Raw genomic sequence first — 16441 nt, forward strand, 5'->3', positions numbered from 1 at the left:
GTGGATTCGGCCCCGGCCTGCCGGCCGGGGCGTTTTTTTTATGGCCGGCCGAACAGGGCGCGTACCTCGGCGGTGGGCGGCGCGGTCAGCAGCGAGGCCAGCACATAGGCCAGGCCGGAGGCTGCCAGGCTGGGCACTATGGCATGCAGGCCCAGGGGCTTGACGCCAAAGTGCAGCAGCAGGCTGTAGCTGACCGCCCCGGTCAGCATGGAGGCCAGGGCCCCGGCGCTGTTGCCGCGCCACCAGTAGAGGCCCAGCACCAGCGGCCAGAAAAAGATGGCCTGCAGGGCGCCGAAGGCCATCAGGTTGAGCCAGATGATCATGTCCGGCGGGCTCAGGGCCGCCGCCAGAACGATCAGTCCCAGCACCAGAGTGACCAGCTTGCTGCCCCGGCGAATGGCGGCCGGGGTGGGCGGAGTCTTGCACAGGTGATTGAGGTAGAGATCCTTGACCAGGGTGGCCGAGGCCTGGATTAACTGGGAATCGATGGTCGACATGATGGCGGCCATGGGCCCGGCCAGGAAGAGGCCGGCCAGCAGCGGCGGCAGTACCGTCAGCATCAGGGTGGGCATCACCTTGTCGGGCACCGTGAGGTCGGGCACCAGAACCCGGCCCAGGGCCCCGGCGAAATGCATGCCGAACATCAGCACGGCGCCCACCAGGGTACCGATGACAATGCCCCTGTGCATGGCGGTGCTGTCTTTATAGGCCAGGCAACGCACCGCCGAATGGGGCAGGCCGATGGCTCCGAAACACACCAGCACCCAGAACGACAGCATAAAGCTGACGCCCAGGGCGCCGTCCGGCCCGCGCGGGCTGACCAGGTCGGGATCGATGGCCGCCAGCTCGGCGAACAGGGCCGCCGCCCCACCGCCGGCGTGCAGCACCCCGGCCAGCAGCACCAGGGTGCCGAGCAGCATCAGCACGCCCTGCACCGCATCGGTCACCACCACGGCGCGAAAGCCGCCGACCAGGGTATACAACAGCACCGAGCCGGCAAACAGCATCAGTCCGCCCTGGTAGGGCAGGCCGGTCACGGTTTCCAGCAGCCGGGCCCCGCCGATAAACTGCACCACCATGGTGGCGACGAAGGCGGCAAGCAGGCCAAGGCCGGCCAGCAGCACCACCAGCGGGCTCTGGTAGCGGGCCTGCAGCATGTCGTTGATGGTGAGTGCCTCCACCCGGCGGGCAATGTGGGCGAACTGTTTGCCCAGCACGCCCAGGGTCAGCCAGACGGTGGGCACCTGGATCATCGCCAGCAAGACCCAGCCCAGCCCCATGCGGTAGGCGGCGCCGGGGCCACCGATAAAGGAGGACGCGGAGGCGTAGGTGGCCACCATGGTCATGGCCAGCACAAAGCCGCCCATGGAGCGGTTGCCGAGGAAATAGTCCTGCACAAAGTGGGCTCCGGGCGGGCGGCGCCCGAGCCAGACGCCGAGGCCCAGCATGGCTGCCAGGTACAGCAGCAAAGGGACGATCAGCTCAGGGTTCATGTTGTTCCCCCAGGCTGACGGCCCTGAAGCCATAGCGCACCATCAGCAGGCACAGCAGGGTGAACAGCAGTGGGTTGAACAGGCAACTGAGCATAAACCACAGCGGCCAGCCGGCCAGGCTCAGGTCCGGCGGTACCAGGTAAGCGGTGGCGGCCCAGCCGGCCAGATACAGCAGCGCCAGCAGCACGCTGAACAGGGCTTCCCGGCGGGCGACGGATACAATGGGATTCATGACAAGGGCTCCTTCAGGGGCGCGCAGCATACCAGTGTGGGAATGGGGGAACAATCAGGAGGCCGGAAAGCGAAGGCGGGGGCCAGGTCGCTCCTGCGCGGCAAATGGCGGGCAGGTTGCCCGCGCTCCAAAGACGGTGTGGTTCAGGGGGAGCGCAGGCGGCTCGTGTGCGGGCTTATCCCTGGTATGCCTCGCCGGCGGCGGCCACAAAGGCAATTTCCACCAGGTAGTCGGGGCTGGCCAGCTCCGCTTTGACGCAGGCCCGGCTCGGCGCCGTGCCGGGCGCGAACCAGGCGTCCCAGATCTCGTTGAAGGCGGCCAGGTTGGCAAAGTCGGTCAGGTAGATGGTGGCGGACAGCAGCCGGGTCTTGTCGCTGCCGATCCTGGCCAGGGCCTGTTCGGCCTGGGCCAGCACCTGGGCGGCCTGGCCACGGATATCGGCGCCGAGGTCGCCTTCCGGTACTTCGACGAAATGGGCGATGCCGTTGAACACGGTGATGTCGGACCAGCGCTGGGCAGGGTTGATGCGGTGGATGTTCATATTGTGACTCTCTCAGGTGGGCATTGGCCGGGTATTCTAGCGGCAAAGCCGGAGCCGGGAAAAGCCGCGCGGGCCTGGCAAAACAGCAACGGCGCCTTGCGGCGCCGTTGACGGAGGGGAAGCCGGCTGGCTTACAGGCCCAGTTTTTTCTCGAGATAGTGGATGTTGGTTCCGCCGTTGCGGAAGTTTTCATCGCTCATGATCTCTTTATGCAGCGGGATATTGGTCTTGATGCCTTCGATCACCAGCTCGTTGAGGGCATGCTTCATGCGGGCGATGGCGATGTCGCGGTTTTCGCCGTAGCAGATAAGCTTGCCGATCATGGAGTCGTAGTAGGGCGGTACCCGGTATCCGGCATAAATATGCGAATCCCAGCGTACGCCCAGGCCGCCCGGCGAGTGGAAGCGGGTGATCTCGCCCGGGCTGGGGATAAAGGTCTGCGGGTCTTCGGCGTTGATCCGGCACTCGATGGCATGGCCGCGCACCACCACCTGCTCCTGGGTGATGGACAGGGGCTGGCCGGCGGCGACGCGCAGCTGTTCCTTGATCAGATCCACGCCGGTGATCATCTCGGTCACCGGGTGCTCTACCTGGATACGGGTGTTCATTTCGATGAAATAGAACTCGCCGTTCTCGTAGAGGAACTCGAAGGTGCCGGCACCGCGGTAGCCGATGTCGACACAGGCCTTGCAGCAGCGCTCGCCGATGAACTTGCGCATCTCGGCGGTAATGCCCGGGGCCGGGGCCTCTTCCACCACCTTCTGGTGGCGGCGCTGCATGGAGCAGTCGCGCTCGGCCAGGTGGATGGCGTTGCCCTGGCCGTCGGCCAGTACCTGGATTTCAATATGACGCGGGTTTTCCAGGAATTTCTCCATGTACACCATGTCGTTGCCGAAGGCGGATCCGGCCTCGGCCTTGGTCATGGCGATGGCTTTTTCCAGTTCGTTTTCGGCGCGCACCACCCGCATGCCACGGCCGCCGCCGCCGCCGGCGGCCTTGATGATCACCGGATAGCCGATGCGTTTGGCAATGGCGGCATTTTTCTTGGCGTCGCTGCCGATGGGGCCGTCGGAGCCCGGCACACAGGGCACACCGGCCTTTTTCATGGCTTCGATGGCGGACACCTTGTCACCCATCAGGCGGATGGTATCGGCACGCGGGCCAATGAAGATAAAACCGGATTTTTCCACCTGGTCGGCGAAGTCGGCGTTTTCCGCCAGGAAGCCGTAACCGGGATGGATGGCCACGGCATCGGTGACCTCGGCGGCGGCGATGATGGAGGGCACATTCAGGTACGACTGGCTGGCCTGGTTGCCACCGATACAGATGGATTCGTCGGCCAGCAGCACGTGCTTGAGTTCACGGTCGGCGGTGGAATGCACCGCCACCGTCTTGATCCCGAGCTCCTTGCAGGCGCGCAGGATGCGAAGGGCGATTTCACCGCGGTTGGCGATGACTACTTTATCGAGCATGGGAATTCCTTATTCGATGATGAACAGGGGCTCGTCGAACTCGACCGGCTGGCCGTTGTCGACCAGGATGGCTTTCACCACGCCGGCCTTGTCGGCTTCAATCTGGTTCATCATCTTCATGGCTTCAACGATGCACAGGGTATCGCCGACGTTCACGCTCTGGCCGACTTCCACAAAGTTTTTGGCGCCCGGGCTGGAGGCGCGGTAGAAGGTGCCCACCATGGGGGAGCGCATGACGTGGCCGCTCAGCTCGGGGCGGGCATCGGCGGCCGGGGCAGCAGGAGCGGCCGCCGGGGCAGCGGCGGGGGCCGGAGCGGCCTGCACCTGGTACTGGGGTACGGCCATGGCCGGCGCCGGGGCACCGTAACGGCTGATGCGAACGGATTCTTCCCCTTCGGAAATTTCCAGCTCGGCGATGCCGGATTCTTCAACCAGTTCGATCAGTTTCTTGATTTTACGAATATCCATGAGCGTTCTCTTTTATGTTGGTGCTGTGCTGAATCAACGACGGGCCAGGTAGCGGGCCGCCGCTTCAAGGGCAAATTCGTAACCATCGGCACCCAGGCCGCAGATCACCCCCACCGCCTTGTCCGAGAGGTAGGAGTGGTGGCGGAAGGGCTCGCGGGCGTGGACATTCGACAGGTGCACTTCAATAAAGGGCAGGTTGACCCCGAGCAGGGCATCGCGAATGGCCACGCTGGTGTGGGTAAAGGCGGCGGGATTGATAAGGATAAAATCCTGCTGCCCCTGCGCCTGGTGGATGGCATCGATCAACAGATGTTCCGCGTTCGATTGCAGATGGCCGAGTTCGATATCGCGGGCGGCCGCCTGGGCGGTCAGCCGTTGCACTATCTCGTCCAGGGTGCTCTGGCCATAAATGCCCGGTTCGCGCCGTCCCAGCAGGTTGAGGTTGGGACCATTGAGCAGCAGAATTCGGAACTTATAAGCCATTATGCAGCAATCCTCGGCAATCTTGCGGGTTACACATCGGGTTACAGGGAGCCTAGCGGTTTTTGCCGGTGACTGGCAAATAAAATCTCGCATATCGGCCCGGTGCGCCCAATTATAGTGATTTCATGAAAATTGGCAGCAAATTACTGGTCTAATGACTGATAAATTTATGGGCCTGGCGGCGCTTCGCGCAAGGAAGTTGGACGGTGCGGGCAGCGGCGGCTTCCGCCCGGGATATCCCGGGCGACAGCTTTCGGCGCGCTGACGCAGAATAACGGGTAAAAAAACGCCGCCCGAAGGCGGCGTGGATGAACGGAGCGGGTTCAGGCGACCCGGCTGCGCTCTTCGATCAGCCGGTCGACCACCCCCGGATCGGCCAGGGTGGAGGTATCGCCCAGGGAGTCGGTCTCGCCGGTGGCGATCTTGCGCAGGATGCGGCGCATGATCTTGCCGGAGCGGGTCTTGGGCAGGCCCTCGGCCCAGTGGATCACGTCCGGGGTGGCGATGGGGCCGATTTCCTTACGCACCCAGTCCTTCACCTCTTTATGCAGCTCGGCGGAGGGCACTTCGCCGGCGTTGAGGGTGACGTAGGCATAGATGCCCTGGCCCTTGATCTCGTGGGGCACGCCGACCACGGCGGCCTCGGCGATCTTGGGATGGGCCACCAGCGCCGATTCGATTTCGGCGGTGCCCATGCGGTGGCCGGACACGTTGAGTACGTCGTCCACCCGGCCGGTGATCCAGTAGTAGCCGTCCTCGTCGCGGCGGGCGCCGTCACCGGTAAAGTAGGTGCCGGGGAAGGTGGAGAAATAGGTCTGCTCGAAGCGGTCGTGATCGCCGTACACGGTACGCATCTGGCCCGGCCAGGAGTCCAGGATCACCAGGTTGCCGTCGGTGGCGCCCTGCAGCACCTGGCCTTCACCGTCCACCAGCGCCGGCTGCACCCCGAAGAAGGGGCGGGTGGCGGAGCCGGGCTTGAGTTCGGTGGCGCCGGGCAGCGGAGTGATCAGGATGCCGCCGGTCTCGGTTTGCCACCAGGTGTCGACGATGGGGCAGCGCTCGTCGCCGATCACTTTGTAGTACCATTCCCAGGCCTCGGGGTTGATGGGCTCGCCCACCGAACCCATCACCCGCAGGCTGGCGCGGCTGGTGCCTTCCACCGCCTCGTTGCCCTTGGCCATAAAGGCGCGGATGGCGGTGGGGGCGGTGTAGAGGATATTGACCTGGTGCTTGTCGACGATTTGCGCCATGCGGTTGGTCTTGGGATAGTTGGGCACGCCCTCGAACAGCAGGGTGGTGGCGCCGTTGGCCAGGGGGCCGTAGATCAGGTAGCTGTGGCCGGTGATCCAGCCCACGTCGGCGGTGCACCAGTAAATGTCGCCCGGGTGGTAGTCGAACACGTACTTGAAGGTCATGGCCGCGTACACCAGGTAGCCGCCGGTGGTGTGCAGCACGCCCTTGGGCGTGCCGGTGGAGCCGGAGGTATAGAGGATAAACAGCGGGTCCTCGGCGTTCATTTCCACCGGCGGGCAGTCGGTGCCGGCCCGGGCGGCGGCTTCGTGCCACCAGATGTCCCTGTGTTCATGCCAGGCGATGTCGCCGCCGGTGCGGCGGTAAACGATGACGCTCTTCACGCTGGTCACCTTGGGATTGGCCAGGGCTTCGTCCACGTTGGCCTTGAGCGCTACCCGGCGGCCGCCGCGCAGGCCCTCGTCGGCGGTGATCACCACCTTGGCGCCGGAGTCGACGATGCGACTGGCCAGGGCGTCGGGGGAGAAGCCGCCGAACACCACCGAGTGCACGGCGCCGATGCGGGTACAGGCCAGCATGGCCACGGCGGCTTCCACCACCATCGGCATATAGATGCTGACCACGTCGCCCTTGTTCACGCCCTGGGCCTTGAGCACGTTGGCAAAGCGGCACACCTGTTCGTGCAGCTCGCGGTAGGTGACCTGCTTGTCGTCCTCGGGGCTGTCGCCTTCCCAGATGATGGCCACGTCGTCGGCCTTGGTGGCCAGATGGCGGTCGATACAGTTGGCGGACAGGTTAAGGGTGCCGTCCTCGAACCATTTGATGCTGATGTGGCCCGGATCGTAGGAGGTATGCTTGACCTTGGTGTAGGGCTTGATCCAGTCGATGATTTTGCCTTGTTCGCCCCAGAACTGCTCCGGGTTGTCCACCGACTGGCGATACATGGCCTGATAGCCGGCATCGTCCAGCAGGGCTGTGTCGGCAATATTGGCCTTAACCGGATAAACCTTTACTTCACTCATTATTCCGCTCCTTGGTGCAATAACCATTGGTTAACAAGGTGACCCAGATGGTCGTTTCGCTCAATTAGACTTTCGGCTAGCCATGCAACACCGCCATTACAATGGCAGCGGTATTGTTGAGATTTTGTTTATGCAGTATACGGCCTTGTTGTCGACAATCCACCCCGGGCCGCGGGTGCGGCTCAGGCCGCGCCCCGCTGGCGCAGCTTGAGGTACATCAGCGCCGTGCTGAGGGCGTCGCCAAAGGCGGTGTGGCGGGCCAACAGCGGCACGCCGAGCGACCGGGCCATGGCCTCGAAGCCCAGGTTGGGCTCGACCTCGGGATTTTGCATCAGCCAACGGCGGCGATAGAGGTTGGCCAGCTCGACATGGCGGTTGGGCAGGTCAAAGCCGTACCGTTCCCGGCTCAGCCGGCTCAGGATGGCGATGTCAAAGCGCACATGGTAGCCGAGCAGGGGACGATTCTGGATAAAGCCCAGCAACTGGGGCAGGGCGCGCTCGAGCGGCACACCCTGGCGCAGATCCTGGTGGCGCAGGCCATGGATGCGGATGCTGTCGCCGGTGAGCTTGGCGCTGGGGGCCAGGGTCAGTTCCAGCCGCTGGCTGGTGAGCACCCGGTTGCCCCGCACGGGCACGGCGGCAATGGTCAGCACGTCCGCCCGGCGGGGATCCAGGCCGGTGGTTTCGGTGTCGATGGCGATCACCTCGTCGCCCCGGTAGGGCTCGAACAGGTGTCGCCAGGGGGAGTCGGCAAAGCGGCGGGCCAGCCACAGGCGCTTGAGGGGCAGCATCAGGGATTCCGGATCTGGAAGTGCACTTCCAGTTGCTGCTTGAATTTTTTCACCACATGCAGGGCGTGGCGCAGCAGATCCCGGCGGTGGCGCGGCAAGGCGGCCGGGTCGATGAGCTGGTTCAGACCGTCGCCGCCCCGGGCCAGTTGTTGTTCCAGCCGCAGCTGCCAGAACAGGATAAGGGCGGCACCCAGGTTGTCGGCCACATCCGGCTCGAGCACGCGCCGGGCGGTCAGTTGCTGGACCCGCTCCAGGGTGTTGGTTTCGGTCAGCCCCTGTTCCAGGGCCAGGGCGCGCACCCCCTGCACCAGCGGGAAGATGCCGCCGCGCTTGATGTCCAGCCCCTTGGCCGAATGCTTGATGTCGCCGAAGAAGGTCAGCGGGGTATGAAAGCGCAGGGCCTGGGCGGCGAATTCGCTCAGCAGCAGTTCCTTGCCCTTCAGGCTGTCGAGCAGGTGGCGCTGCAGCTGGCGCACCAGGGATTCGCGCCCGGCGATAAAGTGGGGATCGCTGACGATCGCCAACTGCATATGGCTGTGGGGAGTATTCTGGCCGATCCACTGGCTGAGGGTTTGCCGCCACTGGCCGGCGGTCAGCACCCACTCCGGGTTGTTGACCATCACCTTGCCCGGACAGGGTGGGTAGCCGAGCCGTTCCAGGTAGCGGCTGAACTGTTCGGCATGGGGCAGGATCTCGGCGGCATCCAGCCCGTCCTCCAGCACCAGGGCGTTGTCCTGGTCGGTTTTCAGGATTTGCTCGCCGCGCCCTTCGCTGCCCAGCACCATCAGCGCCAGCCGCTCGTGGTAGGCGGCCGGGAAGGCGAATTCGAAGGCCTTGCGCATCAGCTGTTCGTTGAGGGTGGCCAAGAGCTTCATGATAAAGGGCAGCCGCACCCCGTTGTTGTGCAGGTTTTCCACCAGCATGCCCAGGGTGGCGGCGGCTTCCGCCAGTTCATCGATACTGGCGGCGCGCAGGATGCGCAACCCCAATACATGGGAGTGGGTGGAAAACTGGCTGAGCAGCTGGGTCATCTCCAGTATGCCCACCAGCTGCTCCTGCTCCTTGACCGCCACCCGCTCTATCTTGTGGCGGATCATCAGCATCAGGGCGTTGAACAGGAAATCGCCCTTTTGTACCGAGATCAGGTTGAAGCTGGCGAGGGGGTGCACGGGCTCGGTGGCGGGCCGTTCGTCGAGCACGGCGCCATAAAGCAGGTCGGTGCCGGTGAGCATGCCGAAGCTGCCGTCGTGGGTGACGATAAGCGACTCCAGATGGTGGGTCCGCAGCAGGGAGGTGGCCTGGTAGATGGAGGTCTGGCCGTCGATCACCATGGCCGGCTGGATATTGCCGTTGTCGATGCGGGTGAGGATGAATTCCGACAGGTTCTTTTGCGGCCCTGCCGCCTGCTGGCGGCCCTGCAGATCCTGCTGGAACCAGGCGGCGAAGTCGGGGTTTTCGGTCATCAGGTTGAGAAAGGCCTGGGTGGGCAGCACAAAGCACAGGCTTTCCTCCAGTGCCACATAGCTGTGCCGGCACTCGCCGTCGAACTGGCCGCGCAGATCGAACAAATCGTCGGTGGTGTACTGGGCGAAGATTTCGCTGCGCTCGGCGTGGCGTTCCTCCACCACCCCCTTGAGGATGATGTACAGGCAATCGATGAGCTGGCCCGGGCGCAGTATGGTCTCGCCCCGGTTGAAATAGGCGATGTCGGTCTGGTCCAGCAGATCCTGGCGCTGCTCGGCGGTGAGGGTATTGAAGGGGGGATGATCGAAATTGAACTGATCCTGCATGTGCGGCTCCTTGCCCCGGCGTTCACCTCCAGTATCGCCGCCGCCCGGGGGCTGTCCAGCCGACTTTAGTCGCAGTGCCTGGTTACTATCTTTGCGAGCTTTGCGAGACGGTCTGGTGCGGCCCTGCCAAGAGGCAACAGGCGACACTGGGCTTTGAGCAAGACAAAGGGGCCGCGGAGCACTTGCCAGTCGCTCCTGTCGTCGGCGCTTCAGCCGCCGGGGAATATCCACCGGGCCTGCGGGTTCCTCGCCATTTGCAGCCTTGCGCCACGTAAACGGGCGCCTACAGGCAAACGTACAGAGATCGTAAGCAGGCCATTACAGCAACAACCGCTCGGCGAACCAGATCACGGTAAGGTAGCGGCCGGCCTTGCCGATAAACACCAGGGTCACGAACAGGGCCAGCCGCACCCGCATCACCCCGGCGATAAAGGTGAGGGGATCGCCCACCACCGGCAACCAGCCCAGCAGCAGGGTCCAGACCCCGAAGCGGTTGAACCAGTGCTGGGCCCGGGCCAGCTGCACCGGCTTGACCGGAAACCAGCGCCTGTCCTGGTAGTGCAGCAGGTACTTGCCCAGCCACCAGTTGACCACCGAACCCAGGGTGTTGCCCACGCTGGCCAGTGCCCAGAGCAGCACGGCGGCGTCGGGCTGGCGGCTGAGCACCGCCGTCAGCACCACCTCGGAAGCGAAGGGTGCCACGGTGGCGGCCAGCAGGCTGCTGGCGAAGACGATAAAAAAATCCATCAGCCGCGCATGAGCCAGAGATAGAGGCCGAAGCCGAGCCAGCTCAGCGCCAGCAGCAGCCAGGGCAGCAGGGCGCTGGATGACGGGGCCTGCGCCTCGTCCAGCGGCAAGGCCTCGTCCGCTGCATCTTCGTCCTGGCGTCGGGCCTGTTGCCGGCGCGCCTTGTCGGCGGCCCGGGCTTTGGCTTTTTGCTGCTTTTTATATTCCTCTATGCCCTTCTGGATGCCCTGGGCGATCAGCCGGGTCTGTTCCTTGGTCTGGCCCGGGCGCTGGGTCGCGCGGGCAAGGCGCTCGGCTTCTTCCCGGGTCTGGGGAGAAGGCTCGGGCTTTTTGTGTTTGTCGTAGCGCATTATTCGGCCACGTTGTTGAGGTAGTGCAGATCCATGCTGAACATGGCCTGCAGCAGGCCGGCAGCGGCGGCGTAAAAACCGAACTCGTCCCGTTCCCGGCAGGCGGCCTCGAAGGGCGGCAGCCAGCCGATCAGCAGGTTGTTGGCCAGTTCCCGCTGCTGATCGAGCAGCGCCAGGCGTGCGCCGTCCTCGTCCGTGGCGGCAGCGGCCAGGGCCAGGCTGGCCATCATTTCCAGCTGGTTGCAGGCATTGAGCGGGTCGTCGTCGTCCAGCCGGGTGCCGTGGCGTTGCAGCAGGACCGACATCAGCACCAGAGCCTGGTCTTCCGGCTCGGCCAGGGCCGAAGTGTCGAGCAGGGAAGGCTGGCCGAACAGCCGACCGTATTGTTGCAGCAGGCCGGCATGGGGATCGGGCAGGGCCAGCACTCGCTCTGCCTGGCGGCGAAAGCCTTCGGCCGGCTCGGTGAGTGGATCCAGGGTGGCCAGGCTGTCGAGGAAACGGTGCATGTCGTAGCCGCCGAATTCCCGGATATCCTCTTCGGACAGGGGGGCTGCAAACAGGGCGGTGAACCACTGGTACAGCTCGGCTCGGCGCTGCGAGGTCAGGTTGAAGTCTTGCATATTCCCCCTCAACGGTATGGGGCCCGGATGGCGGGCCTGGGATCAAACGCCCATTCTATCCGGTTTGCCGGCTATATCCAGCCCGTCCCGGGTAAGCGGGGGATGGGCGGTGTGTTATGCTGGATTCAACTTTTTGTGAACTTTTCAACATAAAGATAAAAAAATATTGATAACCTGCTTTTCAGGACTAGGCCGGGCTGCGCCTTGGGGGTACACTCGGGCTTTCAGTGACAAGTCCCATGAGTCAGGAGAGACGGATGTTAAAGCGTGAGATGAATATCGCCGATTATGATCCCCAGCTGTGGCAGGCCATCAGTGACGAGACAGTGCGCCAGGAAGAGCACATTGAACTGATCGCGTCCGAAAACTACACCAGCCCGCGGGTGATGCAGGCGCAGGGTTCCCAGCTGACCAACAAGTACGCCGAAGGCTATCCGGGCAAGCGTTTCTACGGCGGCTGCGAGTATGTCGACATCGTCGAAGATCTGGCCATCGAGCGTGCCAAGCAACTGTTCGGCGCCACCTTTGCCAACGTTCAGCCCCACTCCGGCTCCCAGGCCAACTCCGCCGTCTTTATGGCGCTGGTCAAGCCCGGCGATACCGTCATGGGCATGAACCTGGCCCACGGCGGCCACCTGACCCACGGCTCTCCCGCCAACTTCTCCGGCAAGATGTACAACATCATCCCCTACGGCATCAACGAGCAGGGTGTGCTGGACTACGAAGAGATGGAGCGCCTGGCGGTCGAACACCAGCCAAAGATGATCATCGGTGGCTTCTCCGCCTTCTCCGGCCTGGTCGACTGGGCCCGCATGCGCGAAATCGCCGACAAGGTCGGTGCCTGGTTTATGGTCGACATGGCCCACGTGGCGGGCCTGATCGCCGCCGGCCACTATCCCAACCCGCTGCCCCATGCCCATGTGGTCACCACCACCACCCACAAGACCCTGGCCGGTCCCCGTGGCGGCCTGATCCTGTCCGCTGCCAACAACGAAGAGCTGGAGAAGAAGCTGAACTCCGCCGTCTTCCCCGGTGGCCAGGGCGGCCCCCTGATGCACATCATCGCCGCCAAGGCGGTGGCCTTCAAGGAAGCCATGGAGCCCGAGTTCAAGGAGTACCAGGGCCAGGTGGTGAAAAATGCCCAGGCCATGGCCGACGAGTTCCAGAAGCGCGGCTTCAAGGTGGTGTCCGGCGGTACTCACAACCACCTGTTCCTGCTCGACCTGATCGACAAGGACATCACCGGTAAGGAAGCCGACGCCGCCCTGGGCCGCGCCTTCATCACCGTGAACAAGAACGCCGTGCCCAACGATCCGCGCTCGCCGTTCGTGACTTCCGGTATCCGTATCGGTACCCCGGCGGTGACCCGCCGCGGTTTCCGTGAAGCCGAAGTGCGCCAGCTGGCCGGCTGGATCTGCGATGTGCTTAGCAATATCAACGACGACGCCACCATCGCCCGGGTGAAAGAGCAGGTGCTGGATATCTGCCGTCGCCACCCGGTTTACGCTTAAAAGCTAGGGATTAGGGACTGGGGATTTGTACCCCGGTCCCTTTTTTATTGCCGGTTATTAACCGGGCATCGAGGTTGCCGCTGTGCGGCAATATGCGGGTAAGGCAGCCTGCATTAGCGCCGCAGGCGCTCTATCCAGTCCCGATTCCCCAATCCCGAGTCCCTGTATTTAACTCCCCGCTTTAAATCCACAGCCCGCTTCTTTACACTAGGGCCATCCCTGGCCCCGCGGAGGCAACATGCACTGCCCCTTCTGCAACGCAACCGAAACCAAGGTCATCGACTCCCGCCTGGTGGGCGACGGCCTGCAGGTGCGCCGGCGGCGGGAATGCAATGCCTGCCGGGAGCGTTTTACCACCTTTGAGACCGCCGAACTGGTAATGCCGCGCATTATCAAGACCAGCGGTATCCGCGAGCCCTTCAACGAAGACAAACTGGAAGCGGGCATGCAGCGGGCGCTGGAAAAGCGGCCGGTCAGTACCGAAGCCATCGAGCAGGCCATCAGCCGCATCAAATCCCGGCTGCGTGCCACCGGCGAGCGGGAGGTCAAGTCGGAGCTTATCGGCAACCTGGTGATGGAAGAGCTCAGGCAACTCGACAAGGTGGCCTACATTCGCTTCGCGTCCGTCTACCGTTGTTTTGAAGATCTGCGCCAGTTTGGCGAAGAGATAGCCCGCCTGGAGCAATAAGTGTTCACAAAAGACGACGCGCGCTGGATGGCCAGGGCGCTTGAGCTGGCCCGTCGCGGCCGTTTTACCACCAGCCCCAACCCGGCGGTGGGCTGTGTGATCGTGAAAGACGGCGAGCTGATGGGCGAGGGCTTTCACCGCCGTGCCGGCGGCCCCCATGCGGAGGTGTTTGCCCTGCGCGAGGCCGGTGAGGCGGCCCGCGGCGCCACTGCCTACGTGACCCTGGAGCCTTGCTCCCATCACGGCCGCACCCCGCCCTGTGCCCAGGGGCTGATTGACGCCGGTGTGGCCCGGGTGGTGGCCGCCATGGTGGATCCCAACCCCAGGGTCGCCGGCCGGGGCCTGGCCATGCTGCGCGAGGCAGGCATTCAGGCCGAGGCCGGGCTGATGAGCGAGGCGGCGGAGGCGGTCAACACGGGCTTTTTGCACCGCATGCGCACCGGCCGGCCCTTTGTCACCTTGAAGCTCGCCGCCAGCCTGGATGGCCGTACCGCGCTGGCCAACGGCGAAAGCCAGTGGATCACCGGCCCCGCCGCCCGGCGCGACGTACAGCGCCACCGGGCGCAAAGCTGCGCCATTCTTTCCGGTGCCGACACCGTATTGATGGACAACGCCGCTCTCAACGTGCGCTGGAACGAGCTGCCCGCCTCGGTGCGCCATGCCTATGCCGAGAACGAGCTGCGCCAGCCCCTGCGCATTGTTATCGACACCCAAAACCGGCTGCATGCCGGCCTTCGGCTGTTTGCCCAGCCCGGCCCTATTTTATTGCTGCGCGGCCGGGTCACCGGCGGCCTTGGCGATGAGGTGGAAGAATGCGTGCTGCCCCTGAGTGAGCACGGCAAGCTGGATCTGGCGCTGCTGCTGCAGGAGCTGGGCCGGCGTCAGCTGAATCATTTGTGGGTGGAGGCGGGGGCGACCCTGGGGGGCGCCCTGTTTGCGGCCGGTCTGGTGAACGAACTGGTGCTCTATCAGGCCCCCATGCTGATGGGCAACCCGGCCCGGGGCCTGCTGGCGCTGCCGGAATTTACTGCCATGAGTCAGCCGCCAAGACTGGCCTGGCAGGACTGCCGCTTTGTGGGCGGCGATCTCAAACTGACTGCAAGGGTAACCGACTGATGTTTACCGGTATTGTTGAAGCCACCGGCACCCTGGCCGCCATTGAACGCAAGGGCGCCTCCTCGGTGATCCGCATTCACTGCCCGGCATTGGACCTGTCCGATGTGGCCCTGGGTGACTCCATCGCCACCAACGGCGTGTGTCTTACGGTCACGGCCCTTGGCAAGGATTATTATTGCGCCGATGTGTCAATTGAAACCCTCAATCGCACCGGCTTTGCCGACTACCAGCCCGGCCAGGCGGTGAACTTGGAAAAGGCGCTGCTGCCCACCACCCGCCTCGGCGGCCATCTGGTGTCCGGCCATGTGGACGGCGTGGGGCGCATCAGCAAAAAAACCAAGGTAGGGTTTGCCATTGAGCTGTGGATCGACGCCCCGGCCGAACTTTCCCGTTATATTGCGGAAAAGGGGTCCATCACCGTGGACGGCATCAGCCTGACCGTGAACGCGGTTGCGGGTGCGGCCTTTAAATTGACGCTGGTGCCCCATACATTGAATAACACCACACTGAACGACTGGCAGGTTGGCCGCAGCGTCAATCTGGAGGTAGACATTATCGCCCGCTATCTGGAACGCCTGCTGAGCGGCGGTCAGAGTGAAACTTCAGGCGGACTGACCCTGGCGACCCTGGCCGCCAGCGGTTTTGTGAAATAGCGGCTAACCGAATCAACCAAGGGGAACATCATGGCCTTAAGCAGTACCCAGGAAATCATCGACGATATTCGTCAGGGCAAAATGGTCATTCTGATGGATGACGAAGACCGGGAAAACGAAGGCGATCTGATCATGGCCGCCGAGCACGTGCGTCCGGAAGACATCAACTTTATGGCCAAGTTTGGCCGGGGGCTGATCTGCCTGACCCTGACCGAGGCCCGCTGCCGCCAGCTCGACATTCCCCAGATGGTGAGCCGCAACACCGAGCAGTTCTCCACCGCCTTTACCGTCTCTATCGAGGCCGCCGAAGGGGTGACCACCGGCATTTCCGCCGCCGACCGGGCCCGTACCGTGCAGGCTGCCGTGGCCAAGGATGCCAAGCCCGCCGATCTGGTACAGCCCGGCCATATCTTTCCGCTGAAAGCCCAGAACGGCGGCGTACTGACCCGCGCCGGCCACACCGAGGCGGGCTGTGACCTGGCCCGGCTGGCGGGGCTGGAGCCGGCGGCGGTGATCGTGGAAATCCTCAACGAAGACGGCACCATGGCCCGCCGCCCGGATCTGGAAAAGTTCGCCGAGCAGCATGGCATCAAGCTGGGCACCATTGCCGATCTCATCGAGTATCGCAACCAGAACGAAACCACCATAGAGCAGGTGGCCCGCTGCAAACTGCCCACAGAGCACGGCGAGTTCGAGCTGGTGACCTTTCGCGACACCATCGACAACCAGGTGCACTTTGCCCTGCGCAAGGGCGAGATCAAGGCCGATCAGCCGGCCCTGGTGCGGGTGCATATTCACGACATGCTCACCGATGTGCTGATGACCGACCGCCATGCCAGCCGCAGCTGGCCGCTGGACAAGTCGATGGCGCGCATCGCCGACGAGGGCGGCGTGCTGGTGATCCTCGGCAAGGAGGAAACCCCCGACCATCTGCTGTCGGTGGTGCGCATGTTTGAAGCCGCCGACAAGGGCGAACGCCCCGAGGCGGCCAAGCGCCAGGGTACCTCCCGCCGGGTGGGCGTGGGCTCGCAGATTCTGCGCGCCATGGGCGTGGGCAAGATGCGCCTGCTGAGCTCCCCCAAGCGTTACCATGCCCTGTCCGGCTTTGGCCTGGAAGTGGTGGAGTACGTCACCGAGTAAGGTGCCTGCCATGGCCCGCCCGGTTGGGGGCCTGTGTTTTTTGCTATGCGTGATTGAGTTCGGGCGATAAAAC

General features: G+C 63.9%; 17 protein-coding genes. 5 read left to right on the forward strand and 12 right to left on the reverse strand.

Going from position 1 to position 16441, the window contains the following annotated elements:
* Positions 1 to 38: 38 nt before the first annotated feature.
* The 12 genes from panF to C7I36_RS04865 form a co-directional block, all read right to left on the reverse strand.
* Positions 39 to 1493 carry a sodium/pantothenate symporter gene (panF, locus tag C7I36_RS04810; RefSeq protein ID WP_106452601.1) on the reverse strand — a complete coding sequence of 485 codons (1455 nt, stop codon included), beginning with the start codon at positions 1491 to 1493 and terminating at the stop codon, positions 39 to 41.
* On the reverse strand, positions 1483 to 1725 hold the full coding sequence (locus C7I36_RS04815; protein ID WP_106452602.1) for a DUF997 family protein: 243 nt from the start codon (positions 1723 to 1725) through the stop codon (positions 1483 to 1485). The genes panF and C7I36_RS04815 overlap by 11 nt, the downstream gene beginning before the upstream one ends.
* Positions 1726 to 1900: 175 nt before the next feature.
* Positions 1901 to 2266, reverse strand: coding sequence for a RidA family protein (locus tag C7I36_RS04820; protein WP_106452603.1), 366 nt, complete (start codon positions 2264 to 2266; stop codon positions 1901 to 1903).
* Positions 2267 to 2397: 131 nt separating this feature from the next.
* Positions 2398 to 3738, reverse strand: coding sequence for an acetyl-CoA carboxylase biotin carboxylase subunit (gene accC / locus C7I36_RS04825; RefSeq protein ID WP_106452604.1), 1341 nt, complete (start codon positions 3736 to 3738; stop codon positions 2398 to 2400).
* A 9-nt stretch (positions 3739 to 3747) separates the two neighbouring features.
* Entirely contained in the window at positions 3748 to 4206 is a 459-nt protein-coding gene (gene accB / locus C7I36_RS04830) for an acetyl-CoA carboxylase biotin carboxyl carrier protein (protein ID WP_106452605.1), read from the reverse strand.
* 33 nt (positions 4207 to 4239) lie between these two features.
* Positions 4240 to 4689: a type II 3-dehydroquinate dehydratase gene (gene aroQ, locus C7I36_RS04835; RefSeq protein ID WP_106452606.1), complete on the reverse strand. Its 450-nt coding sequence runs from the start codon at positions 4687 to 4689 to the stop codon at positions 4240 to 4242.
* Between the two features lie 323 nt (positions 4690 to 5012).
* Positions 5013 to 6962 (reverse strand): acetate--CoA ligase, encoded by a 1950-nt coding sequence (gene acs, locus C7I36_RS04840; protein WP_106452607.1) that lies wholly within the window; start codon positions 6960 to 6962, stop codon positions 5013 to 5015.
* A gap of 182 nt (positions 6963 to 7144) precedes the next feature.
* Complete coding sequence (locus tag C7I36_RS04845; protein WP_106452608.1) at positions 7145 to 7753, reverse strand: 3'-5' exonuclease; 609 nt, start codon at positions 7751 to 7753, stop codon at positions 7145 to 7147.
* Positions 7753 to 9543, reverse strand: coding sequence for a DUF294 nucleotidyltransferase-like domain-containing protein (locus C7I36_RS04850; protein WP_106452609.1), 1791 nt, complete (start codon positions 9541 to 9543; stop codon positions 7753 to 7755). The genes C7I36_RS04845 and C7I36_RS04850 overlap by 1 nt, the downstream gene beginning before the upstream one ends.
* Positions 9544 to 9861: 318 nt before the next feature.
* Positions 9862 to 10290 (reverse strand): YqaA family protein, encoded by a 429-nt coding sequence (locus tag C7I36_RS04855; protein ID WP_198401801.1) that lies wholly within the window; start codon positions 10288 to 10290, stop codon positions 9862 to 9864.
* Positions 10290 to 10643, reverse strand: a complete 354-nt coding sequence (locus tag C7I36_RS04860) for a DUF2956 family protein (RefSeq protein ID WP_425445031.1) — start codon at positions 10641 to 10643, stop codon at positions 10290 to 10292. The genes C7I36_RS04855 and C7I36_RS04860 overlap by 1 nt, the downstream gene beginning before the upstream one ends.
* Positions 10640 to 11260: a molecular chaperone TorD family protein gene (locus C7I36_RS04865; RefSeq protein ID WP_106452611.1), complete on the reverse strand. Its 621-nt coding sequence runs from the start codon at positions 11258 to 11260 to the stop codon at positions 10640 to 10642. Before C7I36_RS04865 ends, C7I36_RS04860 begins: the two co-directional genes overlap by 4 nt.
* Positions 11261 to 11517: 257 nt before the next feature.
* Between C7I36_RS04865 and glyA the strand changes: the two genes are divergently transcribed.
* From glyA to ribBA, 5 genes are all read left to right on the forward strand, one after another.
* Complete coding sequence (gene glyA, locus C7I36_RS04870) at positions 11518 to 12771, forward strand: serine hydroxymethyltransferase (protein WP_106452612.1); 1254 nt, start codon at positions 11518 to 11520, stop codon at positions 12769 to 12771.
* A 238-nt stretch (positions 12772 to 13009) separates the two neighbouring features.
* On the forward strand, positions 13010 to 13459 hold the full coding sequence (gene nrdR / locus C7I36_RS04875) for a transcriptional regulator NrdR (protein ID WP_106452613.1): 450 nt from the start codon (positions 13010 to 13012) through the stop codon (positions 13457 to 13459).
* Positions 13460 to 14575, forward strand: a complete 1116-nt coding sequence (ribD, locus tag C7I36_RS04880; RefSeq protein WP_106452614.1) for a bifunctional diaminohydroxyphosphoribosylaminopyrimidine deaminase/5-amino-6-(5-phosphoribosylamino)uracil reductase RibD — start codon at positions 13460 to 13462, stop codon at positions 14573 to 14575.
* The gene (locus C7I36_RS04885; protein ID WP_106452615.1) at positions 14575 to 15228 is read left to right on the forward strand and encodes a riboflavin synthase; all 654 of its coding nucleotides are present in this window, start codon (positions 14575 to 14577) and stop codon (positions 15226 to 15228) included. The genes ribD and C7I36_RS04885 overlap by 1 nt, the downstream gene beginning before the upstream one ends.
* A 30-nt stretch (positions 15229 to 15258) precedes the next feature.
* Positions 15259 to 16368, forward strand: a complete 1110-nt coding sequence (ribBA, locus tag C7I36_RS04890; protein ID WP_106452616.1) for a bifunctional 3,4-dihydroxy-2-butanone-4-phosphate synthase/GTP cyclohydrolase II — start codon at positions 15259 to 15261, stop codon at positions 16366 to 16368.
* The last annotated feature ends 73 nt before the right edge of the window (positions 16369 to 16441 follow it).

This window comes from Zobellella taiwanensis (genome assembly GCF_003012795.1).
In the GTDB taxonomy this organism is placed as follows: Bacteria; Pseudomonadota; Gammaproteobacteria; order Enterobacterales; family Aeromonadaceae; genus Oceanimonas; species Oceanimonas taiwanensis.

Bases quoted from the DNA above. Each gene is read 5' to 3' on its own strand.
- aroQ (WP_106452606.1), bottom strand. From the start codon at position 4,689: ATGGCTTATAAGTTCCGAATTCTGCTGCTCAATGGTCCCAACCTCAAC.
- nrdR (WP_106452613.1), top strand. From the start codon at position 13,010: ATGCACTGCCCCTTCTGCAACGCAACCGAAACCAAGGTCATCGACTCC.
- panF (WP_106452601.1), bottom strand. From the start codon at position 1,493: ATGAACCCTGAGCTGATCGTCCCTTTGCTGCTGTACCTGGCAGCCATG.
- C7I36_RS04845 (WP_106452608.1), bottom strand. From the start codon at position 7,753: ATGCTGCCCCTCAAGCGCCTGTGGCTGGCCCGCCGCTTTGCCGACTCC.
- C7I36_RS04865 (WP_106452611.1), bottom strand. From the start codon at position 11,260: ATGCAAGACTTCAACCTGACCTCGCAGCGCCGAGCCGAGCTGTACCAG.
- acs (WP_106452607.1), bottom strand. From the start codon at position 6,962: ATGAGTGAAGTAAAGGTTTATCCGGTTAAGGCCAATATTGCCGACACA.
- accB (WP_106452605.1), bottom strand. From the start codon at position 4,206: ATGGATATTCGTAAAATCAAGAAACTGATCGAACTGGTTGAAGAATCC.
- C7I36_RS04815 (WP_106452602.1), bottom strand. From the start codon at position 1,725: ATGAATCCCATTGTATCCGTCGCCCGCCGGGAAGCCCTGTTCAGCGTG.
- glyA (WP_106452612.1), top strand. From the start codon at position 11,518: ATGTTAAAGCGTGAGATGAATATCGCCGATTATGATCCCCAGCTGTGG.
- C7I36_RS04850 (WP_106452609.1), bottom strand. From the start codon at position 9,543: ATGCAGGATCAGTTCAATTTCGATCATCCCCCCTTCAATACCCTCACC.
- C7I36_RS04855 (WP_198401801.1), bottom strand. From the start codon at position 10,290: ATGGATTTTTTTATCGTCTTCGCCAGCAGCCTGCTGGCCGCCACCGTG.
- ribBA (WP_106452616.1), top strand. From the start codon at position 15,259: ATGGCCTTAAGCAGTACCCAGGAAATCATCGACGATATTCGTCAGGGC.
- accC (WP_106452604.1), bottom strand. From the start codon at position 3,738: ATGCTCGATAAAGTAGTCATCGCCAACCGCGGTGAAATCGCCCTTCGC.
- C7I36_RS04820 (WP_106452603.1), bottom strand. From the start codon at position 2,266: ATGAACATCCACCGCATCAACCCTGCCCAGCGCTGGTCCGACATCACC.
- C7I36_RS04885 (WP_106452615.1), top strand. From the start codon at position 14,575: ATGTTTACCGGTATTGTTGAAGCCACCGGCACCCTGGCCGCCATTGAA.